This is a genomic window from Elusimicrobiota bacterium, assembly GCA_041658405.1.
Taxonomy (GTDB): Bacteria; Elusimicrobiota; UBA5214; order JBBAAG01; family JBBAAG01; genus JBBAAG01.
This window is the reverse complement of the sequence record JBBAAG010000047.1, coordinates 1-24,303: the sequence shown is the minus strand read 5'-3', so window position 1 is coordinate 24,303 and position 24,303 is coordinate 1. Positions and strand designations below refer to the sequence as shown.

The window sequence follows — 24,303 nt, the reverse complement described above, 5'->3', positions numbered from 1 at the left end:
ATAAAGTTCGGGTTATTATTGGACAAAATAAAAGCTATGGGGTTTACTTATCTTGCGACCGGGCATTACGCGCAAGTGTTATCAGAGACGGTGGATGGCAAGGTTGTGTATAACCTCACCCGCGGGGTGGATGAGCATAAAGATCAGTCGTATTGGCTGTATGAACTTAACCAGAAAACTTTGCCGTATATACTTTTGCCATTGGGTGGGTTTACAAAAACCGGTGTACGCATATGCGCAAAAAATGCAGGGTTGCCTGTTGCAGAAAAAAAGGAAAGCCAGGAGGTGTGTTTCGTTACCGGCAAAAAATATGCGGAATTTGTTGTTGAGTGGTTAACAAAAAATGAAACTAAACCCGTGAGAGTTGTTCCGGGAGATATCATCAATACTTCGGGTAAAGTGTTAGGGAAACACAAAGGGATACTGTACTATACTATCGGGCAGCGGCAGGGGTTGGGGGTATCCGCAAAGAAACCGTTGTATGTGACAAAAATACTTGTGGATAAAAACATGGTTGTTGTGGGGGATGAAACTGAGTTATATACGTCACAGGTGGATGTATGTAATATTAATTGGATTGTAAAACATCCTGTTTTGCTGCCACTAAAATGTATGGCTAAAATCAGGTACCAGCACAAGCTCGCAGGGTGTGTGATAAGCACTTTAGAGAATGATAGCAGAAAGTTGAGGTTGAAGTTTGATGAACCTCAACGCGCGGTTACACCGGGACAATCCGCGGTGTTTTATAGCCTCGACGGGAATACCGTGCTCGGGGGAGGTATAATATAATTATGCAACTGTTTAATTATTAACGAAATTTGTATATAATAAAAAAGTAAATATATTCATGAATTTGGGAGAAAGCGGGCGGAAAAATGGTAATTAGGTTTGTGGAAGACATAAAAACAGTATTTGAGAAAGACCCAGCAGCGAGGAATGTGTTTGAAGTACTCCTCTGCTACCCGGGCTTACACGCGTTGTGGTCACACCGCATCGCGCATATTTTCTACAAAATCCATTTCTACACACTTGCACGGTTAGTATCGCATTTGAACCGGTTTTTCACGGGTATCGAAATCCATCCCGGTGCAACAATAGGGCATAAGTTTTTTGTTGACCACGGTATGGGCGTAGTTATTGGGGAAACCGCGGTGATTGGCGATAACTGCCTTATCTACGCCGGGGTTGTTCTTGGTGGTACGTCGTTAAACAAAGGGAAACGTCATCCTACATTGGGCAGCAACGTTGTTGTTGGTACTGGTGCGACAGTGCTCGGACCAATTAATATCGGCGACGGTGCGCGTATCGGTGCGGGGTCGGTTGTTTTACACGATGTTCCAGCTGGTGCGACGGCTGTGGGTGTTCCAGCACGGGTGGGGCTTGGGTTTACAAAAGCTGACCTGGACCAGTTGCAGCACGGTAAACTTCCAGATCCTGTGGCGGAAGCGATCAAGTTCGTAGTGAAAGAACAAAACGCGTTGGAAACACGGATAAAAGAAGTGGAATCCAAGATGGGCGTCGTCGCGAATATTGACGAGTACTTCGAAAAGAAGAAAAAGGAAATCGAAGCCGAGTTTGAAAATGAAAACGGGAATAGCAACAGTAGCGAATGCAAAAAGTGATCAACCATATGAAACATTTGTTTAACGACCCGCGTTTTCACCGGTTTTTGTGGTTCTCTGCTTGCAGCCAGGACACCAAAATTCTTGACCCAAAACGGATTATTGAAGTTTCGAAAAAAGCGAATGCTACGGTAATCCATTATCCCGCAACGGGTTCGTCTTCGCCTGACACAGTACGCGCGTTTTATAACAGTAAAGTTATCGAAAAAGCGCCGTGGATCGGCAACCGCGACTTTTTCGGTGAAGTCGTCAATCTTGGGCATAAGAATAATATGAAAGTCATTGCGTACTTCAACGGCCACTGGTTTCCCGACAGTTTTATAAACGAACACCCTTCCTGGTCGCTAATCATGGCAGATGGAAAAAAGTTTAGCCTCGGGTTTTCGTACGGCGGCGGCGCTCCCTGTGTCAACGTTCCAGAGTTTCAGAAATACTCGACTGACGTGTTGACCGAACTCACAGTTAATTACCCGATTGACGGTATATTCCTAGACGGTCCTGCAGTTTTTCAAGGAACATGTTACTGCCCGGTTTGCAAGGAAATGTTTAAGAAACAAACCGGTGCTGAAATGCCCGTTGCATCGGACTGGAATTCAGAGATTTGGTACGCGTTCCTCAAGTTCCGTTACGATTCTATGCGAAACTACCTCGCGTTGATGCACGAGGTAGTACACAAAATCCGTCGGATTCCGATCTACAAAAACAGCGTGGTGCTCAACACCACGTGGTTCAACTGCCTTGGCGCGGAGGAACTGCGCGATTATTCCGAGAACATTGGTGCGGAACATTTCGTATTTTACGGCGAGCCTATAACAGTACCCATCTGGGGTGCAGGCGCTGCGGCGAAGTACGAACGCGCAATCGCGCGGGATGATAAAACCGCAACGATATATCTTTGTTACGGCCACAAAACATGGGATTATTACACGTTACCTACGGCAGATATGCGGTTGTTGATCGCAGAAACCGCGGCTAACGGTGCGTATCCGTTTGTAACGATCGATGATTACCAGATGGTTAACGATACCGCGAAAATGAAACCGATCAACGATATGTTCGGGTTTATCCATAAGAACGAAAAGTATTTCCTCACAGAATCAGCGAATAACGTTGCGATCCTGTGGTCGAACCATACAGAGGATTATTATACTAAAGCTACGCTTGGCGGTGCGGCGGGAACGCATCATTACGAAATTCAAGCGACCCAGGCGAATAAGGAGTACCAGTCCTGCTTCCGCGGGTTCTACGAAATGTTGACACAGGCGCATATACCGTTCGACGTTATTGGGAATGTCAACATCGAAAGCGGTGACCTCAAAAAATATAAAACGTTGATTATGCCGAACGCTGCGGCGATGAACGCAAACCAAATCAAGATCGTAGACGCTTTTGTCGCAAATGGAGGGACAGTAATCACGTCATTTGAAGCGTCGTTATACGACGAGTTTGGCAAACGTATGCATGAATATCAGCTTAAATGTTTGAACGCTGTTATTGAACCTTTTGCGAAGGAAGATAATGTTTTCCAGACTGTTCGGGATTACCAGAAGATTATAAAAAAACATAAGGTTACAAGCAGCAATACCGTAGGGAATTATCTGCCGATACCGCACTACAATTTTAAGGTGAAGTTAAAGAAAAACACGGATTACCAGGTATTGACTCAACTGATGAACCCGATCCCGCATAGGTACCACTCGTTCGTTGGGACGTCGGACCTACCCGGCTTAGTTGTCGGGGAGTATGGTAAAGGGAAAGTCGTGTATTTCTCCGGCCTTGTTGGAGTGTTGTTTTACAAGTACAGAATCCGTGATATCCGCGAGTTCGTCGCAAACGCGGTCAAGTGGAGCCAGCCGTTACAACTGAAAACTAATGCACCGAAGTCGGTAGAGTTTAACCTCCGCAAACTTGACGACGGGACTATTGTCCTGCATATCCTCAACTGGACCACTCGGATCTCGCGGCCTGTAGAAGATATTGTTCAAGTGTATGACATGGAAATAGGAGTGAAGTTTAGCGGGAAAAAGTCGGATGTCCGTGTATTGGCAGCTGGGAAAAAGATTAAATCCGTTGTGAAAGCCGGGTATGTGACATTCAAACTATCAACAGTCGGGGATTACGAAGTTGTGGTTATTAAGTAATAAATAAGAGAGGAAGTTGTTGTTGTATGAGCAAAAACTGGGTAAACAAACCGATGCGGATCATGAGGTTGGACTACATCACAGAAGTTCAGCGGTTCGCAAAAAAGAATCTTGCAAAGGTTGCGAAAGAGGTGAGGACAAAGTATCGGTGTAACGTTCAATGGGTGATGGCAAACCTTGCGTGTTCACCCGGGTCGGGGCATATTGTTACATTTAACACTCCAAAGTATGAGAAAGCGAAAGTGTTGGGTAATTTTGACACTCTGCGAGATTATCTCCCGCATGCGGAAGCTAATGGTATTAAAGTCCTTGCATACACCAACCTTCACTGGTTTAATTACGAGTTTGGTGATCAACATAAGGATTGGGAACAAATGCTTGCCGATGGGCGTCCATACGGACGGATATATCCTCTATACGGTAATGGTACAACAATGTGCGTGAACAGCCCGTGGCGTGACTGGTCGTATGAGATGCTAAAAGAAATTATGCGGACCGGTATCGCCGGTGTTTTCCTTGACGGGCCCGTAGTATTTCCTCGGGCATGTTTCTGTACATATTGCGCGAAACAGTTTAAAGAGAAGTACGGTGCGGAGATTCCAAGAACGGAAAACTGGAGCAACCTTGCGTGGAAACAGTTGGTTGAGTTTCGCAATGATTCGCTTGCGTTCTATCTACGTGATGCGCAAGCCGCAGTAAAATCAATCAATCCTGATGCTGTGATTTACCTAAACGGCGGGTCGTTCTCTGCGGGAACACGGAATACCGGACGGCAACAGGAAAAGTTGCAGTTATATCAGGATGTTAACAGTGCGGAAGCGTTTATCGGTCTTGGTAGTAATACATCACCCTATTTTTCGTCGATGGCAGCGAAGTATCTTACATCAGGTACGTTACCCGCGATTGTGTATACTCATTACGCGTTAGGCGCATGGCATTACCTGCCGTTACCGCCATTGGAGATTGAACTTTCGATTGCGCAAACTGTTGCCTGCGGGGCAAATCCGTGGTTTGCAGTGTTTGACTATGCAATTGAGCAAAACCCTAAAGCGTTGATACAACCGGTAAACCGTATACAGGGTTTTATTGAAGATAATGAAGAATATTTTACTGATACACAACCCGTTGCGGATGTTGCAGTGCTAAGCAGTGACCAGACAAAAAAGTATTATTTAAGTAATATCAAAACGTTATATGAAAAAGTTGGGTCTGGGAAAGAGGAAGGGTTGGTGGTAGATACAGCGTCGACGTTGACACCGGAGGATACTGCTAAACGTAAGGCTATATGCGACGGTATTACTGACGGATCGTATATTGGAGTGTACAACGCATTAGCGCAGGCGCATGTGCAGTTTGATATTATTATGGATAACGATTTATTAACCGAAAAACTTAAGAAATACAAAACGCTTATCCTTGCGAATACCGCGTGCCTTAGTGATGCGCAGGTGAAGAAGGTTATGGAGTACGTTTCAGCGGGGGGTAGTGTTGTCAATATGTTCGAATCCGGCGGGTATGATGAATGGGGTAATCCTAGAGATAAAAATGTGTTGCTCACCAGCCTTTGCGGAGTGAAAAGTATTGACGGGATGTATCCTACCAGCCCATTTGAACAATATATAAAAAAAGTGGCGTCTGGAGACAAATCAATTGATGCACAGATATCCGCGGTGTCTGACTACGACCTTATCCCGCGGCCTGCGTATTGTTTCAATACAAAGGTCGCTGAGGATTGTGTGGTTCCATTAAGATATATGCAGCCTACTGCAGGAGCGTATACAACGCTGCAGCCGGTATCGGATTATCCCGCAATGGTAGTGCATAAACACGGGAAAGGGGCTGTTGTGTATTTCCCGAATTTGATAGCAAGCGCTATTTCGCAGTTTAGGGATCATTCACAGGAAAATGTCCTTGTTGCAGCGGTACGGATAGCGTTACAAAATAAGTTGGTGGTAGAAACTACCGCACCGGTATCAGTTGAAATGTATATACGTCAAAAAAATGGAGGAAAACAGGTTATTGTTCATATGATTAACCTTACCGCTGACCGCCCGAGGTTGGCACGTGAAACTATACCCGTTCGTAATTTTGAGGTTATCCTTCATCGTCCGGGGTTGTCAAAAGTAAAAAAACTTGGAAGTATGAAATCTGTAACAGCTCAACATCTCGATAATGGGGATGGTATTAAGTTCAAAGTCGGGATACTGGAACTTTACGACGTTTATATAGTTGAATAATAACAATAAACAGGAGGTATAACTGAGAATAATGAAAACCTATTTGCCTTTAAGATTACCGAAAGATATTTTGTTTGGTGAAGTAAAGCCAAAGGTTGTAATAGCAGGTGAGAAAGTTGACTGGCAGTTTCGCGTAGTATTACCGCAGGGTATTAGCGGGAAACAAAAAATTGTGTTCCTGATTGGCGGTACGCGTTGGCAATCAGGGTATTGGCAAACACGGCCGCAAATGAATAATTCTGTTGCTGATGGATATCTTTATGCGAAAGTTAATGATACAGTAAATCTTGAAGCCATATCTACGGAACATCCGTTGAGGATAGAGTTCAAAATCCCGCAAGCCGGTATTCCTTCGGGTGCGAAACTAGAAATATCGTGGAAGAAAGCAAACGCGTTGCCGTTTACTCTGAAGAACTGCTATTTTTTATTAGTTGTCGTTGGTACGGAAGAAAACAAGCATCATAAACAAATACAGTGGTTACTTAACAACGGGTTTATGAAAACCGCGTTTTTGGTTGATATAGTTGGGGGTAAGCGAGCGGCTCTATGCCCGTTGGTACCTGCGGATGTTGTTGCGGATAAGCCGTTCAATTTTATTGTGCGGGTAGAGGATCAATTAGGTAATACTTCGAGTGGTTTGCCTGAAGAGATTATAGTCAAAGCTGAAGGTATTACACAGGTAGTGAAGGTTACACAGGAGGCAGTAAATCCCGGAGGGGCGGTCATGGTCAATAATTTTGTGCTTACTACCCTGGGGACTACTAGAATTGAAGTCAGTGAGCCAAAGACTGGCCTTGCCGGTATAAGTAATCCTGTGGTGGTTACAAAAACTGAACCTGAACAAAAGTTGTTCTGGGGTTTGATACATGAACATACTGAAATGTCCGATGGGTTAGGGACGTTGGAGACGTGTTACAATAATTTTCGTTATGCTGATGCCTTGGATTTTGGTGCAACGTCCGATCATGATCATAAATATGAAACTAATGACGAGCTTTGGTCTCTAATACAAAACTCTGCTAAGGTGTTTAATAATCCAGGTGAATTTGTTTCCTTCCTTGGTTATGAATGGGCAAAATGGCGACGTAACGGCGATGGTGACCGCAATGTGTATTATCTCAAAGATAATAGGCCGATGTACCGTTCAGAAACAGGGGAGTATGATAATCCTAACAAACTATTCGCAGCCTTAAAAAATGAAGATGCTATTGTTATTCCTCACCATTCCGCGCATGACGGGAATTATTGTGACTGGAAAGACCACGACCCTGAAAAAGAAAGGTTAGTGGAGATATATTCTGTCTGGGGAAATTCGGAACTCGCGACTGAGCAAGGTAATACATATCCCGGCGGTGCGCCGTCAAGGATGTCGCCTAACCGTCCGGAGAACTCTGTAATCCACGGTGAGAACCCGTTAGGGTTTGTCCAACGGGGATTAACACTGGGATGGAGAATAGGGTTCACTGCCGGAGGGGATATGCACTGCGCGCATCCCGGTAGCAATGTCAGGAAAGGCTTCCCGCCATATAATTTTAAACCCGGCCTCCTGGGTGTATGGGCGAAAGAAAAAACTAGGGAGTCTATCTTCCACGCGTTGTGGTCACGCAGGTGTTACGCAACGACTAGTGCGAGGATAAGGGTGGATTATACAATTAACGGTTATCCCATGGGTAGTGAGATTGTGTTAACAGAATCTAAGGGTATGAATAATGGCAGGATTGTGGAGATTAATGTTAATGGCACTTCAATAATAAATAAAGTGGAAATACTGCGTAATAATGTTGTTATCCGTTCCATTGATGGAAACAGCCAGCAGGATTTGGTTGTAAAGTTTGAAGATAACGAATTATTGGACAAATTGTGGCTGCCACCGGCACGGTGGTCAAAAGAACCGTTTATCTTTTACTATGTTAGAATCCATCAGGTTGACGGAGAGATGGCATGGGCGTCACCTGTGTGGGTTTTAAATGATAGATAAGGGACGCTACTTCAATTCCAAAGCATTAAAGTGAAATTGCTTCAGTAAATTAAAGAAACTCTGGTGTTTGTGAAAAACAAACACCAGAGTTTCGTATTCCTACTTCTTGATCGAGAGGTAATATTCTTCCACTTTCTTAAACGCTTGGTATGTAATCTCAACATCGTCATTCGTCCAGCATTCGTGCATATACATTGTCATATGTTCATTTATCGTCTTTAATGCTACGGGACATGAGTCTGTGTAATCAATCTTCCTTGCGTTTGGTAATGACCATGGAAGTTTCGATGTACCGAACACTAATCGTTCCTTCATCCATTTTTGTTCGTATATCGGCCGGACGTAATGCGCGCCAACAGATACGCCTTCCTTAGCAACAGCAACTGCGATGTCTTCATGTTTCGCTCCGAGTACCGCAGCGTCGCAGTGGACAAAACAGAACCATGGATTGGGTTCCGCACCGTCCGTAGATTTCCATAACCGGAATGCTTTCGTAGTTTCAAGCTTCTTAGCTAACGCGCTGGCAAACCCGCGGCGTTTCTGCGCGATAGATTCAGTTTTTTTCAGCTGTTCACGCCCAACTGCGGATTCAAGTTCGGTTACTCGATAGTTTACCCCGGCAAATAAATTTGTTCCTTCTGTTGAATTAAACGGTTTCCCGCGGTCAGCGAATCTTTTGGCATTCCAATAATATTCTTCGTTATTGGTGATAACCATCCCGCCTTGCCCGCCTGAGGTAGTATGTTTACCGCTCATAAGGCTGTAGCAGCCCATATCGCCGATTGAACCTACGTATTTACCTTTATACTTAGCTGCATGCGCTTGCGCACAGTCTTCAATAACAACGAGGTTATGTTTTTTTGCGACTTTCATAATAGCGTCCATATCGCACGGCTGGCCCGCAAGGTGGACAACGATCACGGCTTTTGTTTTCTCAGTGATACACTTCTCGATACTTTCAGCGGACATATTTACGGTGGCATAATCAAGGTCGGCAAATACTGGGATACACATACATAACGTTATCGGCATAACAGTGCCGGGATCGGTAATCGGTGATGTGATAATTTCATCACCTGGTTCGAGCCGTAATGCCGCGATTGCTGTGTGTACTGCTGCGGTACCTGCGCTTACCGCTGTTGCATATTTTACGCCGTAAAACGCAGCGTATTCCTGTTCATAAAGATCGACATCCGTAAGCTTTCCGTAACGGTCAAACGCGCCGCCGGATAGCATCGCTTTATAAAACAAAGCGTCTACTGCAAGTTTTTCTTCTTTTCCAATCAATATTCTCGGGGGAACGGGTTTCTGCCGGACCGGTGTCCCGCCGTCTCTTGCCAACTTTTCTACCATAAAAAATGTACTCCTTTACTAAAATATACTGTTCAACTATTCCTAAATTACTGTGATATCTGAAGATTATACAAAAATGGAACGGTGTGGGGGATATATAAAATAATTATTTGAATACCAGCGTACCAAAACGTTTGGGGTTATGAAAACTGCCATATGGGCAGGACCACGCTGAGTATTCGTCAGTGCCTTTGTCCTTGTTACGCACATACCTACTTCTTGCGAAGTTAATAGCAACTCTTCTTCCAGCTGTTGGTGTTGCGGATAACCCTAAATCCGTGTACGGTATAATAACTTCGGCATACCAGCTGCCGGTTGATGTGGAACATCTTACACTCCATTGTCCATTGAACGATTCCGCGCCATTCATGTTTTGCTGGTCAAACTTTGTGCCGATAGAGTTCATTACAAGATGGATATACTGCCTGCGGGTTGTTGTTGTATCAACAAAAAGTTCTATAGAATCATCAAAGAAAACCATGCTGTCACGTTCCATAGCTGTAGTTTTGAGGTTGCTGATATCATCCTCAATGCAGTTGAAGAGAAAATATAGTGCTGTATCATTATAAACTGTATAAACCAACGTATCATTACTAGGTGTGCCATCCCCGAGGTTTAGTTTGAACCCAGACGCAGCGGGGGTTAAACCTTTCCACGTATCGTCGTTTGGGATACCATCAATCACCGGCGGGGTTGATGTATAAACTGTATAGCATTCCGGTACAATACCCCAATCAATTATCTTACCGGGTACATCCGTGATTTTTCGGTTAAACTTTGCGTATTTTAGGATAACGTCAAGTTTATTGATATTGTCGCGTATTTTGTTGTCAACTGATACTGAAGAGGTGTCTATTAGAACGTTGAATAACGGCGCTGCAGTATCCTCAATTTTGTTACTGATATCATCTATATCTAACACAGCGTCATAGCGGGTAAGCCAGGAACCGATAGATTCAAACCCTTCTATTGCTGTAGAAATAACGCTTTTGTCGTTAACACTGATCGAGTCTTCATACATCAATCCCAGCGCGGGGATAATTTCTAAACTTACAACTTTCCCTGCAGTGAGTAACGGATTTGAATGCAAAGTTACCGCCTTAACTTTGTACGGCCCGGTATTCAACGCACTGATATGCTCGTCAGTTAAATAATAGTACGCGAATAGTGTTTGCCCGTATAATCCAAGCTCGCGTGTGGCAAGTATTTGATCCACAAGCTTTTGCGTGTCATTAGGGTATGCATAAAACCCTATCCCGGGATACATAAATGTGCGGTTATCCACCATCCCGCTTAGTTGTTTAACATTATTCCTGAATGATGAAGTAATACTGTCGTAAGTCATCGGGGTGACAAAATCAAGGTATTGCCGGTCAATCCATTTCATCCATTTTTGTTGGCGGTAATTCATCGTTATTTCATAAAGATACGCACCGGCTACCGCTGCGGATAATTGTATTCCCGGCCGTAACGGTAGCACTTCATCACGGACGCGTTTAACGAAACTTGTTATCAGTTCTTCCCTCCACTGGCACCATTTCGTCCAGTTAACGGTATCCTCAGGAGATATCTCGCGGGGGTTAATGCCATACTTATTTTTAAACTCATAAACGCAGTTGTCGCAGTAACAATAATACGGTTCCTTGTCTTCAGGATACCGCAGGTAGTCAAGATGCAATCCGTCAATATCGTATTTCGTGATAATCTCGCGGTATAATGATATTAGGTAATCACGTACGTCCTGTCGCGACGGACATGCCCAGTAATGAGGTTTTGATTGAGGGTTTCCGGTTTTGTCTACCATCACCCAGTCAGGATGAGTTTTTAGTAATCCGCCTTTGTCACGCGTGCCCATCATAAATACCCAGAGCCACGCGTGGACTTCGATTCCTTGTTTATGAAACTCGTCTATAAACGTAGTGAGGTAATCCGTTCCCTCGAGTTCCGCCCATTGCTTGATCTGTGTGGATACAAATATTGAGTACCCGTTATTCATTGTCTCAAGGAATACTTGGTTGAAATTAGCGGTTGAGATACGCACTGCGATGTTATCTACAACTTTTTGTGAGTCCACTGGCGGAGTGCTTAACTTTAAATCACGCATTAAGCTTGAGTTATCTATCCAGATTCCGCGGGATTCTACTACCGTTGATGTTATCTCCGTAACAGGTTGAGTTGACTGCAGGATTGGTAGTGATGACAGGGGGATATCATCTGCTGAGATCACTGTTATAGTGATAAAAGTAAAAATCAGGCAAATAATGAACAGAGTTAGTAACTTGATCCGCATCTAATTCAGATATGCCGGCGTTTACGCATTGCGTTATACACCCTGCGCATTGAAAGGTCAATTGCAGCTTCCACAAAGTTTACCTTATCCTTTTTATTACTCGCGATTGTCCAGTTAAGCGCTGCAGATATTTTTTCGGTAATAATCTTGAACACTTCTTCTTTAGTGATTTTCATCGCGCTTAGTGACCGCGAATATTCTTCCATCGATGCAATTACACCGCCGGAGTTCGTGATGATATCCGGGAATACTTTTATATCGCGTTGGTCAAGGATTGCCATGCCTTCGATAGTAACCGGTGCGTTGGCGGCTTCAACTATAGCTTTTGCTTTTATTTCGTTTGCATTCTCTGCCGTGATAACCCCGCCGGCTGCTGCAGGGACTATGATATCTACAGGTAAGGCGAATAATTCTTTATTAGTTAACTTCTTTGAGGTGAACCCGTCAACTGTGCGGTTCGTAGCGGCATATTTTATTAATGCATCAATATCCAACCCTTTTGGGTCGTAACACCCGCCGCCTACGTCGGTAACACCGACTATCTTAACTCCTTGTTTTGCGAGGAAAACGCAGAGGTATGATCCTACATTACCAAAACCTTGTACCGCGACAGTTGCTTTCTTTGGGTCAAGGTTCAATACATCGGTTATCATACACATCGCTGCGTAACTACACCCGTACCCGGTTGCTTCTTTTCTTCCTGGTAGCCAGCCTTGGATACCTTCGGGTTTACCCGTTACTGACGCAGGGTCAAGGGTTTCATTATAAATAAATGCCATCTCATCCGGCCCGGTGCCCATGTCCGGTGCTGGGATATACGTATGATCCATCAAAAACCGCCGGATTTGATGCGCGAATTCCGCACAGATATCCAGCGTAATAACTTTTTCAAATTCAGGGTCACGTTCTGTTTTACCGAATAGCCTGTATGCCTGTTTCATACTGACTTTGATCCCGGATTTACCTCCGCCAAATTCAATATCGCTGACTGAAGTTTTTAGTGTCATCAACCTCGAAAGTTCCATTGTTTCCCATAAAGATACGTCTTCAGCAATACGGATACCGCCTTTATACGGCCCGCGGGCGCTGTTGTGTAATGATATACATGCCCATACGGGTAAAACCTTACCCCATGATTTTACGGGGAGGCGTACTATAAATATTTGTTCCGGATGGATAAGTTCGGTTACGGTGTCTTCAGGCCAGCCTAACCGTTTCCCAACTTTTGCCATCAGGTGAGTTGTCCGTGTTGGCGCTTCTTTTACCTCCAAAATTTCTTCCATGTCAGAAAACTTATTGACTTTTGTTGCCACGTTAGTACTCCTTAATCTTATTTTTTGTATGTATCAAGTATCACACGGCTACCCGCAACTATATCTTTTATCGCCTGTTCCGGCGTCTTTTTCCCAAGTTCAACTAACTGCAGTTCTTTATTAAAATGCTGCGATATAATTTCTTTGTACGCGCTTATCTGCGGTTGTAGCATACTCGCGTTCTCCGCTGCAGTAAGGTAGTATTTTATATTATCCGGGGGAGGTACTGCAAATGATGTTTTTGCTGCTTCTATAAGTGACGGTACACAATTTTTTGTTTGTGCGAGTAATGCCTGTCCTTCCGGCCCGCAGTAAAATTGTATAAACCGGAATGCTGCGTCTTTATTCTTACACTGTTTTGGTATGCATAACCCGCCGGTAGTGATAAAATTCTTGCGTTGTTTACCGGTTGGTACCGGTATTGCTGTGACGTCCCATTTAAATGCGGAGATTTTAGAAAATTGTGCAAGCATGAATGTTGGAGCGATCTGCGTTGCGATTTTACCTGTCATAAAAAGGTTGACCCCTACTTTCCCGCCAAAAGTTTCTTCTTCCTCAGGTGATGGGCAGCATTCTTTGTATAGTTTGACGTCAAAATCAATGAATTCACGGGTTTCTTTTGTGTCAATTGCAGGTTCTAAAGTTTTTTCGTTGATCAGCGTTCCGCCGTTCATACGGAGCATAATAACTTTTTGGGGTAATGTTGTGCCATACCAATCTCTTCCTCCATCGCCGTTATTATCGCGGGTGAGGCTCTTCGCGGTTTTATAAAAATCGTCCCAGGTCCATTTATCAGTAGGATACGGGAGCCCGGCTTTATCAAAGATGTCTTTGTTATACGCAAGGCAGTAGCTTGAAAAGTGAAGGGGGAACATCATAAGCCTGCCTTTATGCGAGCCTTCAAGTACTGTAGTGGGATAATAGTTTTTTAAGTTAACCTTATACTTCTCAATGTACGGGGTAAGGTCTTCCAATACGTCTTTGTTAAACAGATCTACCGGGTTTACCCAGTAAAAAACGTCAGCCGCGGAATTTCCGGCAAGTTCGGTAATAATTTTGTCTGACTTCGAACCCCATTCAAGTTTTACTTTGATATCCGGGTTTTGTTTTTCAAACTTCGCGATGATCTGCCGCATGAGTTCTATTTGCGTAGGTAAGACTTCCCAGTTAGTATAACGTATAACCGTCCTGCCGGAAGAATCGGTACCATTATTTTTTGCGCATGAACTCAGGAAAGTTAAGGGTAGGAGTAAGGATAGAATACATGCCATTAATTTTTGTTTCATTGAATTTAGTTCCTTCCAATCTATAAATAAATTACCATAACTGGCTATAATTTAATATGTACAAACAACCGTTCATGCCCGGGATAAAGACCATATCATCTGCGATTGTTATGTCCGAAAATATATTACCCGAGTTCATATGATACGAATATATCACGGTTCCAGTCAACGCATCAAGTTTGTATAGAGTCCCTGACCTGCCGCAAATGTAGATGTATCCATCCAAAATAATGGGGGATGAACCATAGAAAGTGTCACCGGTACTGGTTTCCCATACGGTTTTACCATCTGTTTGAGAAACGCTGTATATCTTACCATTAATCCCTGCATTGATAACAGTATTGCTTGAAATCACAGGGGTTGACCATCCGCCGGAAAGTTTTGTGGCCCACGTAATACCTCCGGTGGAAAGATTGATAGCATAAAGAGTGCCGTTGGGGATAGGGATATACATAGTGTTTGTTTTATACTCATAAACAGGTGCCGCAATTGCGGGGGCGTAATATATATGTTTTGAAAGTTGGATTGACCATATGAGTTTACCGTCAAGCGGTTCCCATGCGTAGAGGTTGCCGTCCCAGCTGCCGGAAATAATTTTGTTGTCTTCAATAATAGATTTTGAAATAATTGCGCCACGGGTTTTGTATGCCCACTTCTTTTTCCCGGTTTTTGTATCCAGGCAATACATGTAATTATCCCCGGAACCTATGTATACGTTGTTATTATAAATCAGTGGCGAGGCGGTTACCGCGGCTTGTGTTTTGTATTTCCAGACGAGTTTACCGTCATTAACGGATACTGCATAAACATTGCTGTCATTAGCGCCAAAGATTACGGTATTACTCGAAACCGCGGGGGTTGAGTGCACAGCCGTGCCAGTACTGAATTTCCAGAGGTCAGTTCCTGTATTCTCATCAAGGCAGTATAGGTTGCCGTCGTCACTGCCAAACAGTATTTTACCCTGGAATACTACCGGTTTTGTGCGGATACTGTCACTTATACAGCGGGTCCATAACCTGCGGTCAACATGTTTAAACCCGTAATCTACCCATTGTACCCAGCGTTCACCGGGGATGCGTTGCACTGCGAGTTCCAGCAACTGTTCACCGTCAATATCAGGGGTTGATACAATAATTATGTAATACGCATTATCTATGGGTGTTAACTGTTTCCATTCAGTTTCGTTGATACGGTACTGTAGAGTCAACGGAGCGGTTAATGGCATATCAAAAGTTGTGGTATCAACTACAACTTTTAAGTAAAACGGTAGTTCGTGTATCCATTCACCGGGGTAGGGAGCGTCAATCGTGACTGACGGTGCATGTGCGCGTTTTAGGGGGATCACGGTTTTATCAGTTATTTTATCTTTACCCAGGGTTTTGTTGTACATACGTATACCGTCGGTATTTATATCGATTATACGGTAAGACATTTTTGCGTAGACCGCTTTTGTCATAACAAAAGTTATACCATTAGTTTTCCATACCGTATCATTATGCCCGTGCCCGCAAAACCAGGCAATAACGTTGTACGGTTCAAGAATATTCATGATTTCGTGTTCGTTATCCACAAACGTATTTTTGTGCGTAACCGGGTGGTGGGAGAATAGGATTACCGGTGTTTCAGCACCTATTTTTTTGAGATCAGTTTTCAGCCATTCAAGCAGTACTTTACTAAAATGGCCGTAGTGTTCACCTACAATAGTACTGTCAAGCAGGATAAAGTGTATACCGTCAGCATCAAAGGATTTGTAGAGGTTCCCGAAATACTTTATGTACCGCGTTTTTGCGATATCCACCCATGCAGTCTCGTGGTTGCCTGGTAATGGATAGTACGGGATTTTGAGTTTACTGATAGCGTTTTTATAGAACTTATACTCATGTTCAAGGCCGGTTTCTGTGAAGTCGCCGGTGTCAATCACGAATGATGGTTTCTCGGGTAACGCATTGATTTCTTTTACCACATTAGCCAATGTTGTTGAGGAAACCGGTGCGTGGGTATCGGTTATCTGTACGAATGTAAACCCTTGTAGTTCCGCCAGGGTGCAAGCAACTGCGAGTACTGTTGATAAACAAAATACACGCAGTTGCTTAATGATTATTACCACGTTGCGTTATTTGAGCTCGTTAATGTTGCCAATAACTTTCTCAAATATTGTGACAACATCTTTCATATCCTGTTTATTTCCCAGTAAGACTGTGTGTCCAAACCATGCGCCTTCCTTATAGCAGATCCGTTCCGTAACGTCGCATTTAACTTTTGAGTAATCAACTTTTTTGCCGTAGTACGGGCATGAGATCGGGCAGTGTTTCGCTCCAGTGCCTTTTGTAAGGAATAACGGGTTTTTGTATAACGGATGCGGGTACCCGCCAGAGATACCTAACCCTTCCGCAGCCATTGCAGCTATAAACTTTTCACGTGGTACACCGCCAAGTTCTTTTTCTACATACCGGAAATTATAAAGGTGATACGACCGCCGGGTGACGCGTTTATCGCGTTTCGTTAATTTTATCCCCGGGAGATCGCCAAGTTTTTCGTTTAGGTACGCAGCGTTTGCTTCTCTTGTTGAAGTATGTTTGCCAAGACGGCTTAGTTGTGCTAATAATATAGCTGCCTGGAATTCGGTTAGCCTGTAATTACCTCCGAGGATATAATGCGCGTACCATGGTTTATCAAGTAAGCGTCCGCAGTTTGAGTATGATCTTGCAAGGTCAGCGTAGTCTTTATTATCCGAGAGAATAATCCCGCCTTCACCGGAGTTAATGTTTTTACTTGCCTGGAAACTGAATGCGCCCATATCGCCTAATGCGCCTGTGCCTTTACCTTTCCATTTACTGCCCCAGCTATGGCATGCGTCTTCCAAAACTTTGAGGTTATACTTTTTTGCGAGTTTGTTTATTTTATCCATATCTGCTGGTAGGCCGCCAAAATGTACCGGCGCAATTGCTTTTGTTTTTTTTGTAATCGCTTTTTCAATAAGTTTTTCGTCAAGGCACCAGGTGTCTTCGTTGACATCTACAAAAACGGGGATTGCGTTGACTTTTAGGACAGCTGTGGCGGTTGCGACAAACGTGTAGGGCGGGATAATAACTTCGTCACCCGCGCCAATACCTAATGCTATAAGCGCGATCTCCAAAGCTGCAGTGCCGTTGGTACAGGATACAGCGTACTTCGCGTCATGAAAATTTGCGTATTCTGCTTCAAATTGTTTAACCTTTGCGCCGTACCACCATTTACCGCTTTCCAGGACTTCATTCAAGCCTTTACGTTCTGCGTTATCAAAGATCGGCCATTTTGTCCATGGTTTGTTGCGTACCTTAGTTCCGCCGTTGATCGCTAATTTTGACATTGTGTTCGTACTCCTTTTTTTTCGTTATAAAACTTCCAAATATTTACTGTTAAAGGGCATATTATAATTAAATATGAAACTTAATTCAATATATTATTCCACAACAGAAATAATGGTGGAAAAACCGGGTGCAAAATAACCTCCAAAATTGACCCATCTCCTACAAGACGGGTTAATATTCGATGTTACAAGTGGGTCAAACTCGGGGTTAATTTACAGATATTAGGAATAAAACTCTCTTTTTAAAGGGTAAATGGAGGATTCCGAATGAAAATTATTGACAATTATTAGAAATTTCGTAGTATACTACTATTACATTTAGAGAGAGAGTTGCAATTATGCAACAACTCTAGTGAAGATATCAGAGTGCCAAAACAAAGGAGTGATTGAAAAATGAAGAAAAAAGTGTTGTTTGTCTTCGCTGTGTTAACGGTCGTTGTTTGTACAAACTTGTTTGCTGAAGAAATGCCGGATGTCAAGAAACCGGTTGTCAAGGAAAATGCTTTAACTATAGGGATATTGCAGGGCGCCTCGCTGATTGGCGCGGATTACGAAAGAATGATTAACGACCGTATTGGAATTCAAGCTGGTGTCGGTATTGGAGGATTTGATGTCGGGGTTAATTATCATCTAAAAGGACAGATAGACAGTAGCTTTGTCTCTGTAACATATTGGAATCAAGGTGGTACTACATATGATACATTAGGTGAAAGAGTATTAGGACTAACTTATGTTTACCGCCGGGCCAGAGGCGGATTGACGGCGCAAATAGGATTCGGTGGAGTTTTAGAGTACGGAGCAATTGGGAAAAAGGCAGCGGAGATGTTGGGTGGTACTGGTACTACTCCACCAACAGTTATTATGCTCTATAGTATCGGTTATTATTTTATGTTTTAGCACACATTTTTGTCAGCAAATTGTACTTACTTTATACTATAGTGATGGGCAAAATTAAACATTTAGGGACAAATCCCCACGAAAACCCTACAAAACAAGATAAACACTATCCCTAAAACCTTTAATATTAAGGAATAAGATAAACGATCCCCATATTTTTTCGCCCCCGTTGTTAAACCCCTGGCAACAGCTGCTGGTACTGGCTTGTGGCAAACTCTCAAAAGACGCAGGTTCATAGACGCCGCTTAGTTTGTTTCAAACCCAGCGCTGCTCGCTCCTGGATTTTCAATTCGTCCGTGCCGGCATTCGCTGTTTTGTAGTATCGGATAGGAAGGACGACATAGTTTCTCGGTTCGACCCCACCCAACGGAGAAAGATAGACAAAACCCTAACCAACCTCACAAACTCGCTGGGCGTAACCGTTTTGGACATAGGGTTTGACAGGTAATAAATACAAGGTGCAAAATAACCTCGAAAATTGACCCACTTTAACCTTGAAAATTAACCCGGGGGTATGTATAATAATTTCGACGGTAACAATAACTACAGGACGGGTCATTATTGAATGTTAAAAATGGGTCAAAATGGCGGGTTAATTTACACCCATGCTGAACCCTATTGTAGGATACGGCGCGGAAACATAAAGATTGGGGTGTACTTAACTGTAGCGGTTTTACCTGCTGTTTTACTTTATCAAACCTCATGTAATCCACCTTTGATGCAACATTAATAGCGGTTAATGTAAGCAATAATGTTGCTGCGATAAACGTTGTTGTGAACTGGTTTATTCTGTTTATCATACACGACATTTTACTTTAAATTCGTACGGTTTTAACGCAATTATGATAAAATATGTTTGTTGCAGAAAAAGATTTTTAAAAATATTTGCGTAATTTTGGGCATCTCGTTTGTCTAAAGGAGTAGAAGGGATAGAATGTCGGATAGTATGGGGTTGAATAAATTGTCGGACAACGACCTCGTGGTGTTGGCAAAAAACGGTAGTTCTGACGCGTATGGTGCGCTGGTCCGGCGGTACACTGAGAAGATGTACAACATATGTTACCGCCTGACAGGTTGTGAGCATAAAGCGCACGACCTTTTGCAAGATACGTTTATAACAGCGTTTAAGAGTATTAAACGGTTTAGTAGCAATAGTTCGTTGACGACGTGGCTGTACAAAATCGCAGTAAATGACTGGATCAACAAAAGTAACCGTGAGAAAGTTGTGGATGTTGTGTCAATAGATAGCGATAAAGTGGTAAACAAAAGCGGCGATACAAGTATACGCGAGATTATAGATCCCAAACAGTCGCCGGAAAAAAGTTATTCGAAAGCAGAACTTGAAAACGCCGTGCAATACGCGCTTGATAAACTGACGCCGGAACAGAGGGTAGCGATAGTGCTCAGATATATCGAAGGCCGCCCGCTGCAAGAGATTGCGCGAATCTGTAACGAGTCAGTCAGTACAATAGGTTCGCGGTTAGGGCGCGGGTTAAAAGAGATTAAAAAGTATTTAAAGGAATATGTTAAACAATGAGGTTATGTTTATGACTTGCACAAACGAGAAGATCCAGGACTTACTAGTGTTGTATCTAGAAAACGAATTAACAAAAAAAGACAAAATTATGGTAGAAACACATTTATCTGGTTGTGCGGAATGCAGGGTTACTCTTGAAGATTTTCGTAGTACTACTGCGTTATTGGCGTCGTTGGAACATAAAACTGTAGCCGCTGATGTATATGCCAAACTTGGCGACCAGCTTGACGGCGCGGTACGCGCGATAAACGAAGAACACAGCGGTAATATGATACATAACATATTCGCGGATTATCGTACATACGTATTCGCTTTTGCTGCAGCGTGTCTGATAGTAGTTACGATTATCACGTTCAATCGTAACAATGATAAGCAGCTCGCGTCGACTTCCTGTGATAACTCGATATGCAGTACTAACGTTGTAGAAACGCCTAAACCTGAAAATAGTGATTATAAAACAGTTATTACAAAAAAAGCTGATGACACTACTACAGTGTTAAACGAAATAAAACAGGTAGCTAGTAATACCAGTACCCCGAGTAAGGTAAAACAATCTCCGGTGCAAACAGTAGTACAAACACAAACGAAACAGGAATATATCGAGTTGGCAAAAAATACCGTTGGTACACAACCTTCTGTCGTTTTCCGTGGCGGCGTTGTAAAACTAATGAAGAAACGTATTGTCAAACAATGGCAGGATGTTTATAGCGGGGTAAAAGAACAAAAGTCGGGTATCATCAACGATTACAAGGACTGGGATGTTTTATGGAAAACTCATGTCAGCGGGACGTCGTTACCCGCGGCAGTACCCAATATTGATTTTAAAACAAGTACTGTAGTCGCAGTATTTATGGGTGAGAAACCTACCTCAGGGTACGGCATCAGAATATCGAGTATCGAAGAGTCGGACAAAAAAATATATCTTGAACTTGAACAAACGTTGCCGGAAGCCGGCGCAGCAGTAAAACCGGGCGCTATTCAGCCATACCATATTGTGGTGATTGGGAAATAAATGTATAATATATATAACATAATGAAACATAAACTAACGCTTTTCACTTTTTGTGTTGTGTCCCTGTTACTCAACTGTATATGCAGCCCTATACATGCGGCAACGCCAAGTGTTGCTATTGACAGCGTAACGTTCATGGGTAATCTAATGCGGGTATCATTTACGCCGTACGACGTTGACGGTGATAGTATAGCCGTTACCGATTGTCAGTACAGCTTGGATAACGTAACCTGGATAAACATCAGCAGCGCTGCAATACGGAACAACACCGCGAAAGTTAACGGGCAGCAATCGTATATCGACTGGGTGACCACCGCAACGTTTACGTCGTCCTTAACTGACAACAGCGTGTGGTTCCGCATGAAAGCTGTGAACGGTGGGTATGGCACTTTTGTTATCTCGACTGTCACAATTCCTGTGAGTGTATATGGCCACGGTACAATAATTGATAATATAAACGGATACTTATACATTTTGGGTGGCGATATTGGGCCTAGTGAAGCGACGAAAAATATATATTGCGCTAAAATTAATAATAGCGGTAGCATAAACACGTTCACTACATCATCAGTACAATTACCTGCGGATTTAAGAATGCATGGACACCAGGCAATAGGGTACAACGGCTACGCCTATGTTATTGGTGGTAGTATGGGAGGTAGTTGTAGTAACGTAATTCATTATGCGAAAATGAACTCGTCGGGTACATTGAACTCGTTTGTCAGCTCGACAAACACGTTACCGGTAGGACTTTCCGGTATGGGCTGTGTCCAAAATAACGGATATCTATACATCCTAGGCGGGATTGCGCAAACGTATTCAGTCAATACAGTGTATTACACAAAAATCAATAATGATGGCAGTATAGGACCGATAATAACATCAACAAATACTTTACCAGCAACTTTCGGCTTCAATGACGCAGTGGTATGGAACGGATATATCTACAGCATTGGCGGCGGTTCTGAGGTATATTATGCGAAACTAAACAATGATGGAAGTGTTGGTTCTTTTACAGTCGCGTCTTCAACTTTACCTTATGGCATAACTTATGAGATAGTAGTTGGTGACGAAGGATACATGTTTCTTGTTGGTGGTTGTAGTAGTGTATATCTAGATACAATCTATTATAGTAAGTTTAACGTTGATGGTTCGATTAGTGAGTTTAAATTAAGCGACAAAACATTACCTACTACATTATCCGTTCATGGAGTAGCAACATTCAACAACAGGTTCTATGTTACAGCTGGAGGAACTGCGTATAAAGCGTATACCAATAAAGTACGGTACTGCGAGTTGCCAAATATTTCAGATTCTTACTACACATCATCGTCTTTTGCAGTTGATACGTATACACCTGTCCCGCCTGTAAAAAGGGATTGGTGGGACAACGCGTGGAATGATCGTTTAGTTGTAACAATATCTAACAGCAGCGGGACATTAACAGATTACCAAGTATATCTATCCACAAACAACGTAGCTATTGATTTGTTGCGTGCGCAAAACAAAGTGCAAGCGGACGTTGACGATATAAGGTTTGTTAATAACACCAATACTACGATGTACAATTATTGGATCGACAGTGATACATCGAACATCAAAGGATTCTGGATAAAAGTGTCCGAACTTCCAGCAGCGCAAAACACTACGTTTTATATGTACTACAACAATCCCGCCGCAATAGCGATGAGCAGCGGACCGGCAACGTTTGAGTTCTACGACGATTTTAACGAGTATCCCAACGGAAGCACTGCGCCATCAAAATGGGACGTCAATCAGGGATGGAGCGTAAATTCAGGAGTATTTAAACAAACACTATCTAACTACACACCGCCTTATGCAATAATCAAAAATCTAATACTCAGAGACTTCGCATTAGATTGCATCTGTCGTTGGGATGGGCCCAATAACGAAAATCTCGCTATTAATTTCAGGATACAAACCCCGTCTCCATCATGCAACTATTCGTATCGCGCATCACTTGCAGGATTAGGTGGAAGCATATATGAACTTCTAAAAATTACGAACAATTGTTGGTCACCATCCCCATCCTTTATTACTTCTCCTTATACTGCTACACAAAATAAATGGATGAACGTAGGAGTTGAAGTTGTGGGACGCAGTATGAGCGCGTATTTTGATAATTTAAAGATATCTGCAGTCGATAATTCGTCTGTATATTATAGCACGGGATATGTGTCTTTTTTCTGTGCAGTATCGCAATGGTCAATTGATAATATTAGAATACGTAAACTTGTTTATCCTGAACCTGTGGTGAGCATTGTTGCTGTGCCAACTTATGTTTGGGATGGTACCGGGCAGGATAGTGATACCACGTATTCCACTCATACTTTATCTGCGAACTGGGCATCGGTATCCGATCCGGAATCGAATATCGCGAAGTATTGGTACGCGATCGGAACAACTGCCAGGTCAACAAACATTGCGAGTTGGACCGATATTGGTTTGTCGACTTTCGTCGTGAAAATCGGGTTGAGTTTAACCTACGATACGACGTATTACTTCAGTATAAAAGCGGAGAACAGCATTGGTATGCTATCAAATCCTACTGTTTCTGACGGTATCTATCTACAAAACGCGATGCCTGTATTAGCAATAAACAGCGTTGCGGTTTCAAGTGGAACTATACGGATAAACTATACTACGTATGATACAAATGGATATAATATAATTACATCAAATTGGCAATACTCAAAAGACGGGATGAACTGGGCAGATATCAACGCAGATGCAATACTTAATAATTCGTACAAACCATCAGGTATGTCATACATAAACTGGGTGGCCTCTCAAACTATAGCGTATGCCAACAACCAAGCCATGTTTTTCCGGATGAAAGCAATGGATTGTAACTCGCTGGGATACGCGTCAAGTTTTAGTACGTTGACATACACTCTTCCTGCCGGGTTAGTACATTACGGGTTTACAAAATATAACGATACGGCCTACTTATTAGGCGGGGTAACTAATTCAACTCCCTCCGAGAGTGAATCCAGTGTTTATAGCAACAAAATATATACAGCCAAGCTAAACACAGACGGTACGTTTCAAACCGGATTTTCGCTTTCTACCGCAACATTGCCTATACCACGGTATAGTCTGAAAACAAGCGCGTATAACGGGTACTTATACGCAATAGGAGGTGGGTCTAATACTTCCAGGTTAATTGATGATGTGTGTTATTTACGGATAGGTAATACCGGTATGCTCACAAGCGTCAACGTTTCAACAAATACTGCTCCAACAATAAAAGCCGGCGGGTTTGCG

Annotated in this window: 16 protein-coding genes; 9 read left to right on the top strand and 7 right to left on the bottom strand. The window is 43.0% G+C overall.

Going from position 1 to position 24,303, the window contains the following annotated elements; genetic code table 11:
• From WC955_08705 to WC955_08685, 5 genes are all read left to right on the top strand, one after another.
• Window positions 1-789: aminomethyltransferase beta-barrel domain-containing protein (locus WC955_08705; GenBank protein MFA5859134.1), on the top strand; the 789-nt coding region annotated here is incomplete at its 5' end.
• 86 nt (window positions 790-875) lie between these two features.
• Window positions 876-1,622 carry a serine O-acetyltransferase gene (gene cysE, locus WC955_08700; GenBank protein MFA5859133.1) on the top strand — a complete coding sequence of 249 codons (747 nt, stop codon included), beginning with the start codon at window positions 876-878 and terminating at the stop codon, window positions 1,620-1,622.
• Entirely contained in the window at window positions 1,610-3,763 is a 2,154-nt protein-coding gene (locus WC955_08695; GenBank protein MFA5859132.1) for a beta-galactosidase trimerization domain-containing protein, read from the top strand. The genes cysE and WC955_08695 overlap by 13 nt, the downstream gene beginning before the upstream one ends.
• 26 nt (window positions 3,764-3,789) lie before the next feature.
• Window positions 3,790-6,000 (top strand): alpha-amylase family protein, encoded by a 2,211-nt coding sequence (locus tag WC955_08690; protein MFA5859131.1) that lies wholly within the window; start codon window positions 3,790-3,792, stop codon window positions 5,998-6,000.
• A gap of 31 nt (window positions 6,001-6,031) precedes the next feature.
• Complete coding sequence (locus WC955_08685; protein ID MFA5859130.1) at window positions 6,032-7,978, top strand: DUF3604 domain-containing protein; 1,947 nt, start codon at window positions 6,032-6,034, stop codon at window positions 7,976-7,978.
• 99 nt (window positions 7,979-8,077) lie between these two features.
• On the opposite strand, the gene WC955_08680 is transcribed toward WC955_08685, so the two are convergent.
• The 6 genes from WC955_08680 to WC955_08655 all read right to left on the bottom strand — a co-directional run bounded on the left by WC955_08680 (window position 8,078) and on the right by WC955_08655 (window position 17,569).
• On the bottom strand, window positions 8,078-9,331 hold the full coding sequence (locus tag WC955_08680; protein ID MFA5859129.1) for a DegT/DnrJ/EryC1/StrS family aminotransferase: 1,254 nt from the start codon (window positions 9,329-9,331) through the stop codon (window positions 8,078-8,080).
• 106 nt (window positions 9,332-9,437) lie between these two features.
• Window positions 9,438-11,621 carry a family 10 glycosylhydrolase gene (locus tag WC955_08675; GenBank protein MFA5859128.1) on the bottom strand — a complete coding sequence of 728 codons (2,184 nt, stop codon included), beginning with the start codon at window positions 11,619-11,621 and terminating at the stop codon, window positions 9,438-9,440.
• A 5-nt stretch (window positions 11,622-11,626) separates the two neighbouring features.
• Window positions 11,627-12,934 (bottom strand): Glu/Leu/Phe/Val dehydrogenase, encoded by a 1,308-nt coding sequence (locus WC955_08670; GenBank protein ID MFA5859127.1) that lies wholly within the window; start codon window positions 12,932-12,934, stop codon window positions 11,627-11,629.
• A gap of 17 nt (window positions 12,935-12,951) precedes the next feature.
• Complete coding sequence (locus tag WC955_08665; protein ID MFA5859126.1) at window positions 12,952-14,220, bottom strand: sugar ABC transporter substrate-binding protein; 1,269 nt, start codon at window positions 14,218-14,220, stop codon at window positions 12,952-12,954.
• A gap of 31 nt (window positions 14,221-14,251) precedes the next feature.
• Window positions 14,252-16,327: a PQQ-binding-like beta-propeller repeat protein gene (locus tag WC955_08660; GenBank protein ID MFA5859125.1), complete on the bottom strand. Its 2,076-nt coding sequence runs from the start codon at window positions 16,325-16,327 to the stop codon at window positions 14,252-14,254.
• Window positions 16,328-16,333: 6 nt separating this feature from the next.
• Window positions 16,334-17,569, bottom strand: coding sequence for a DegT/DnrJ/EryC1/StrS family aminotransferase (locus WC955_08655; protein ID MFA5859124.1), 1,236 nt, complete (start codon window positions 17,567-17,569; stop codon window positions 16,334-16,336).
• 393 nt (window positions 17,570-17,962) lie between these two features.
• On the opposite strand from WC955_08655, the gene WC955_08650 reads away from it, so the two are divergent.
• Window positions 17,963-18,466: a hypothetical protein gene (locus WC955_08650; protein ID MFA5859123.1), complete on the top strand. Its 504-nt coding sequence runs from the start codon at window positions 17,963-17,965 to the stop codon at window positions 18,464-18,466.
• A gap of 488 nt (window positions 18,467-18,954) precedes the next feature.
• On the opposite strand, the gene WC955_08645 is transcribed toward WC955_08650, so the two are convergent.
• On the bottom strand, window positions 18,955-19,266 hold the full coding sequence (locus WC955_08645; protein ID MFA5859122.1) for a hypothetical protein: 312 nt from the start codon (window positions 19,264-19,266) through the stop codon (window positions 18,955-18,957).
• A gap of 134 nt (window positions 19,267-19,400) precedes the next feature.
• Here WC955_08645 and WC955_08640 point away from each other — a divergent pair, with 134 nt between their 5' ends.
• The 3 genes from WC955_08640 to WC955_08630 all read left to right on the top strand — a co-directional run.
• A complete protein-coding gene (locus WC955_08640; protein MFA5859121.1) occupies window positions 19,401-20,003 on the top strand; it encodes an RNA polymerase sigma factor in 603 nt (200 codons plus the stop codon).
• A gap of 10 nt (window positions 20,004-20,013) precedes the next feature.
• Window positions 20,014-21,015 (top strand): protease complex subunit PrcB family protein, encoded by a 1,002-nt coding sequence (locus tag WC955_08635; protein ID MFA5859120.1) that lies wholly within the window; start codon window positions 20,014-20,016, stop codon window positions 21,013-21,015.
• On the top strand, window positions 21,016-24,303 hold a 3,288-nt coding region (locus WC955_08630), incomplete at its 3' end, for a DUF2341 domain-containing protein (GenBank protein MFA5859119.1).

Coding starts and splice junctions, on each gene's coding strand:
- cysE (MFA5859133.1), top strand. CDS start 876: ATGGTAATTAGGTTTGTGGAAGACATAAAAACAGTATTTGAGAAAGAC.
- WC955_08695 (MFA5859132.1), top strand. CDS start 1,610: ATGCAAAAAGTGATCAACCATATGAAACATTTGTTTAACGACCCGCGT.
- WC955_08690 (MFA5859131.1), top strand. CDS start 3,790: ATGAGCAAAAACTGGGTAAACAAACCGATGCGGATCATGAGGTTGGAC.
- WC955_08685 (MFA5859130.1), top strand. CDS start 6,032: ATGAAAACCTATTTGCCTTTAAGATTACCGAAAGATATTTTGTTTGGT.
- WC955_08680 (MFA5859129.1), bottom strand. CDS start 9,331: ATGGTAGAAAAGTTGGCAAGAGACGGCGGGACACCGGTCCGGCAGAAA.
- WC955_08675 (MFA5859128.1), bottom strand. CDS start 11,621: ATGCGGATCAAGTTACTAACTCTGTTCATTATTTGCCTGATTTTTACT.
- WC955_08665 (MFA5859126.1), bottom strand. CDS start 14,220: ATGAAACAAAAATTAATGGCATGTATTCTATCCTTACTCCTACCCTTA.
- WC955_08655 (MFA5859124.1), bottom strand. CDS start 17,569: ATGTCAAAATTAGCGATCAACGGCGGAACTAAGGTACGCAACAAACCA.
- WC955_08650 (MFA5859123.1), top strand. CDS start 17,963: ATGAAGAAAAAAGTGTTGTTTGTCTTCGCTGTGTTAACGGTCGTTGTT.
- WC955_08645 (MFA5859122.1), bottom strand. CDS start 19,266: ATGATAAACAGAATAAACCAGTTCACAACAACGTTTATCGCAGCAACA.
- WC955_08640 (MFA5859121.1), top strand. CDS start 19,401: ATGTCGGATAGTATGGGGTTGAATAAATTGTCGGACAACGACCTCGTG.
- WC955_08635 (MFA5859120.1), top strand. CDS start 20,014: ATGACTTGCACAAACGAGAAGATCCAGGACTTACTAGTGTTGTATCTA.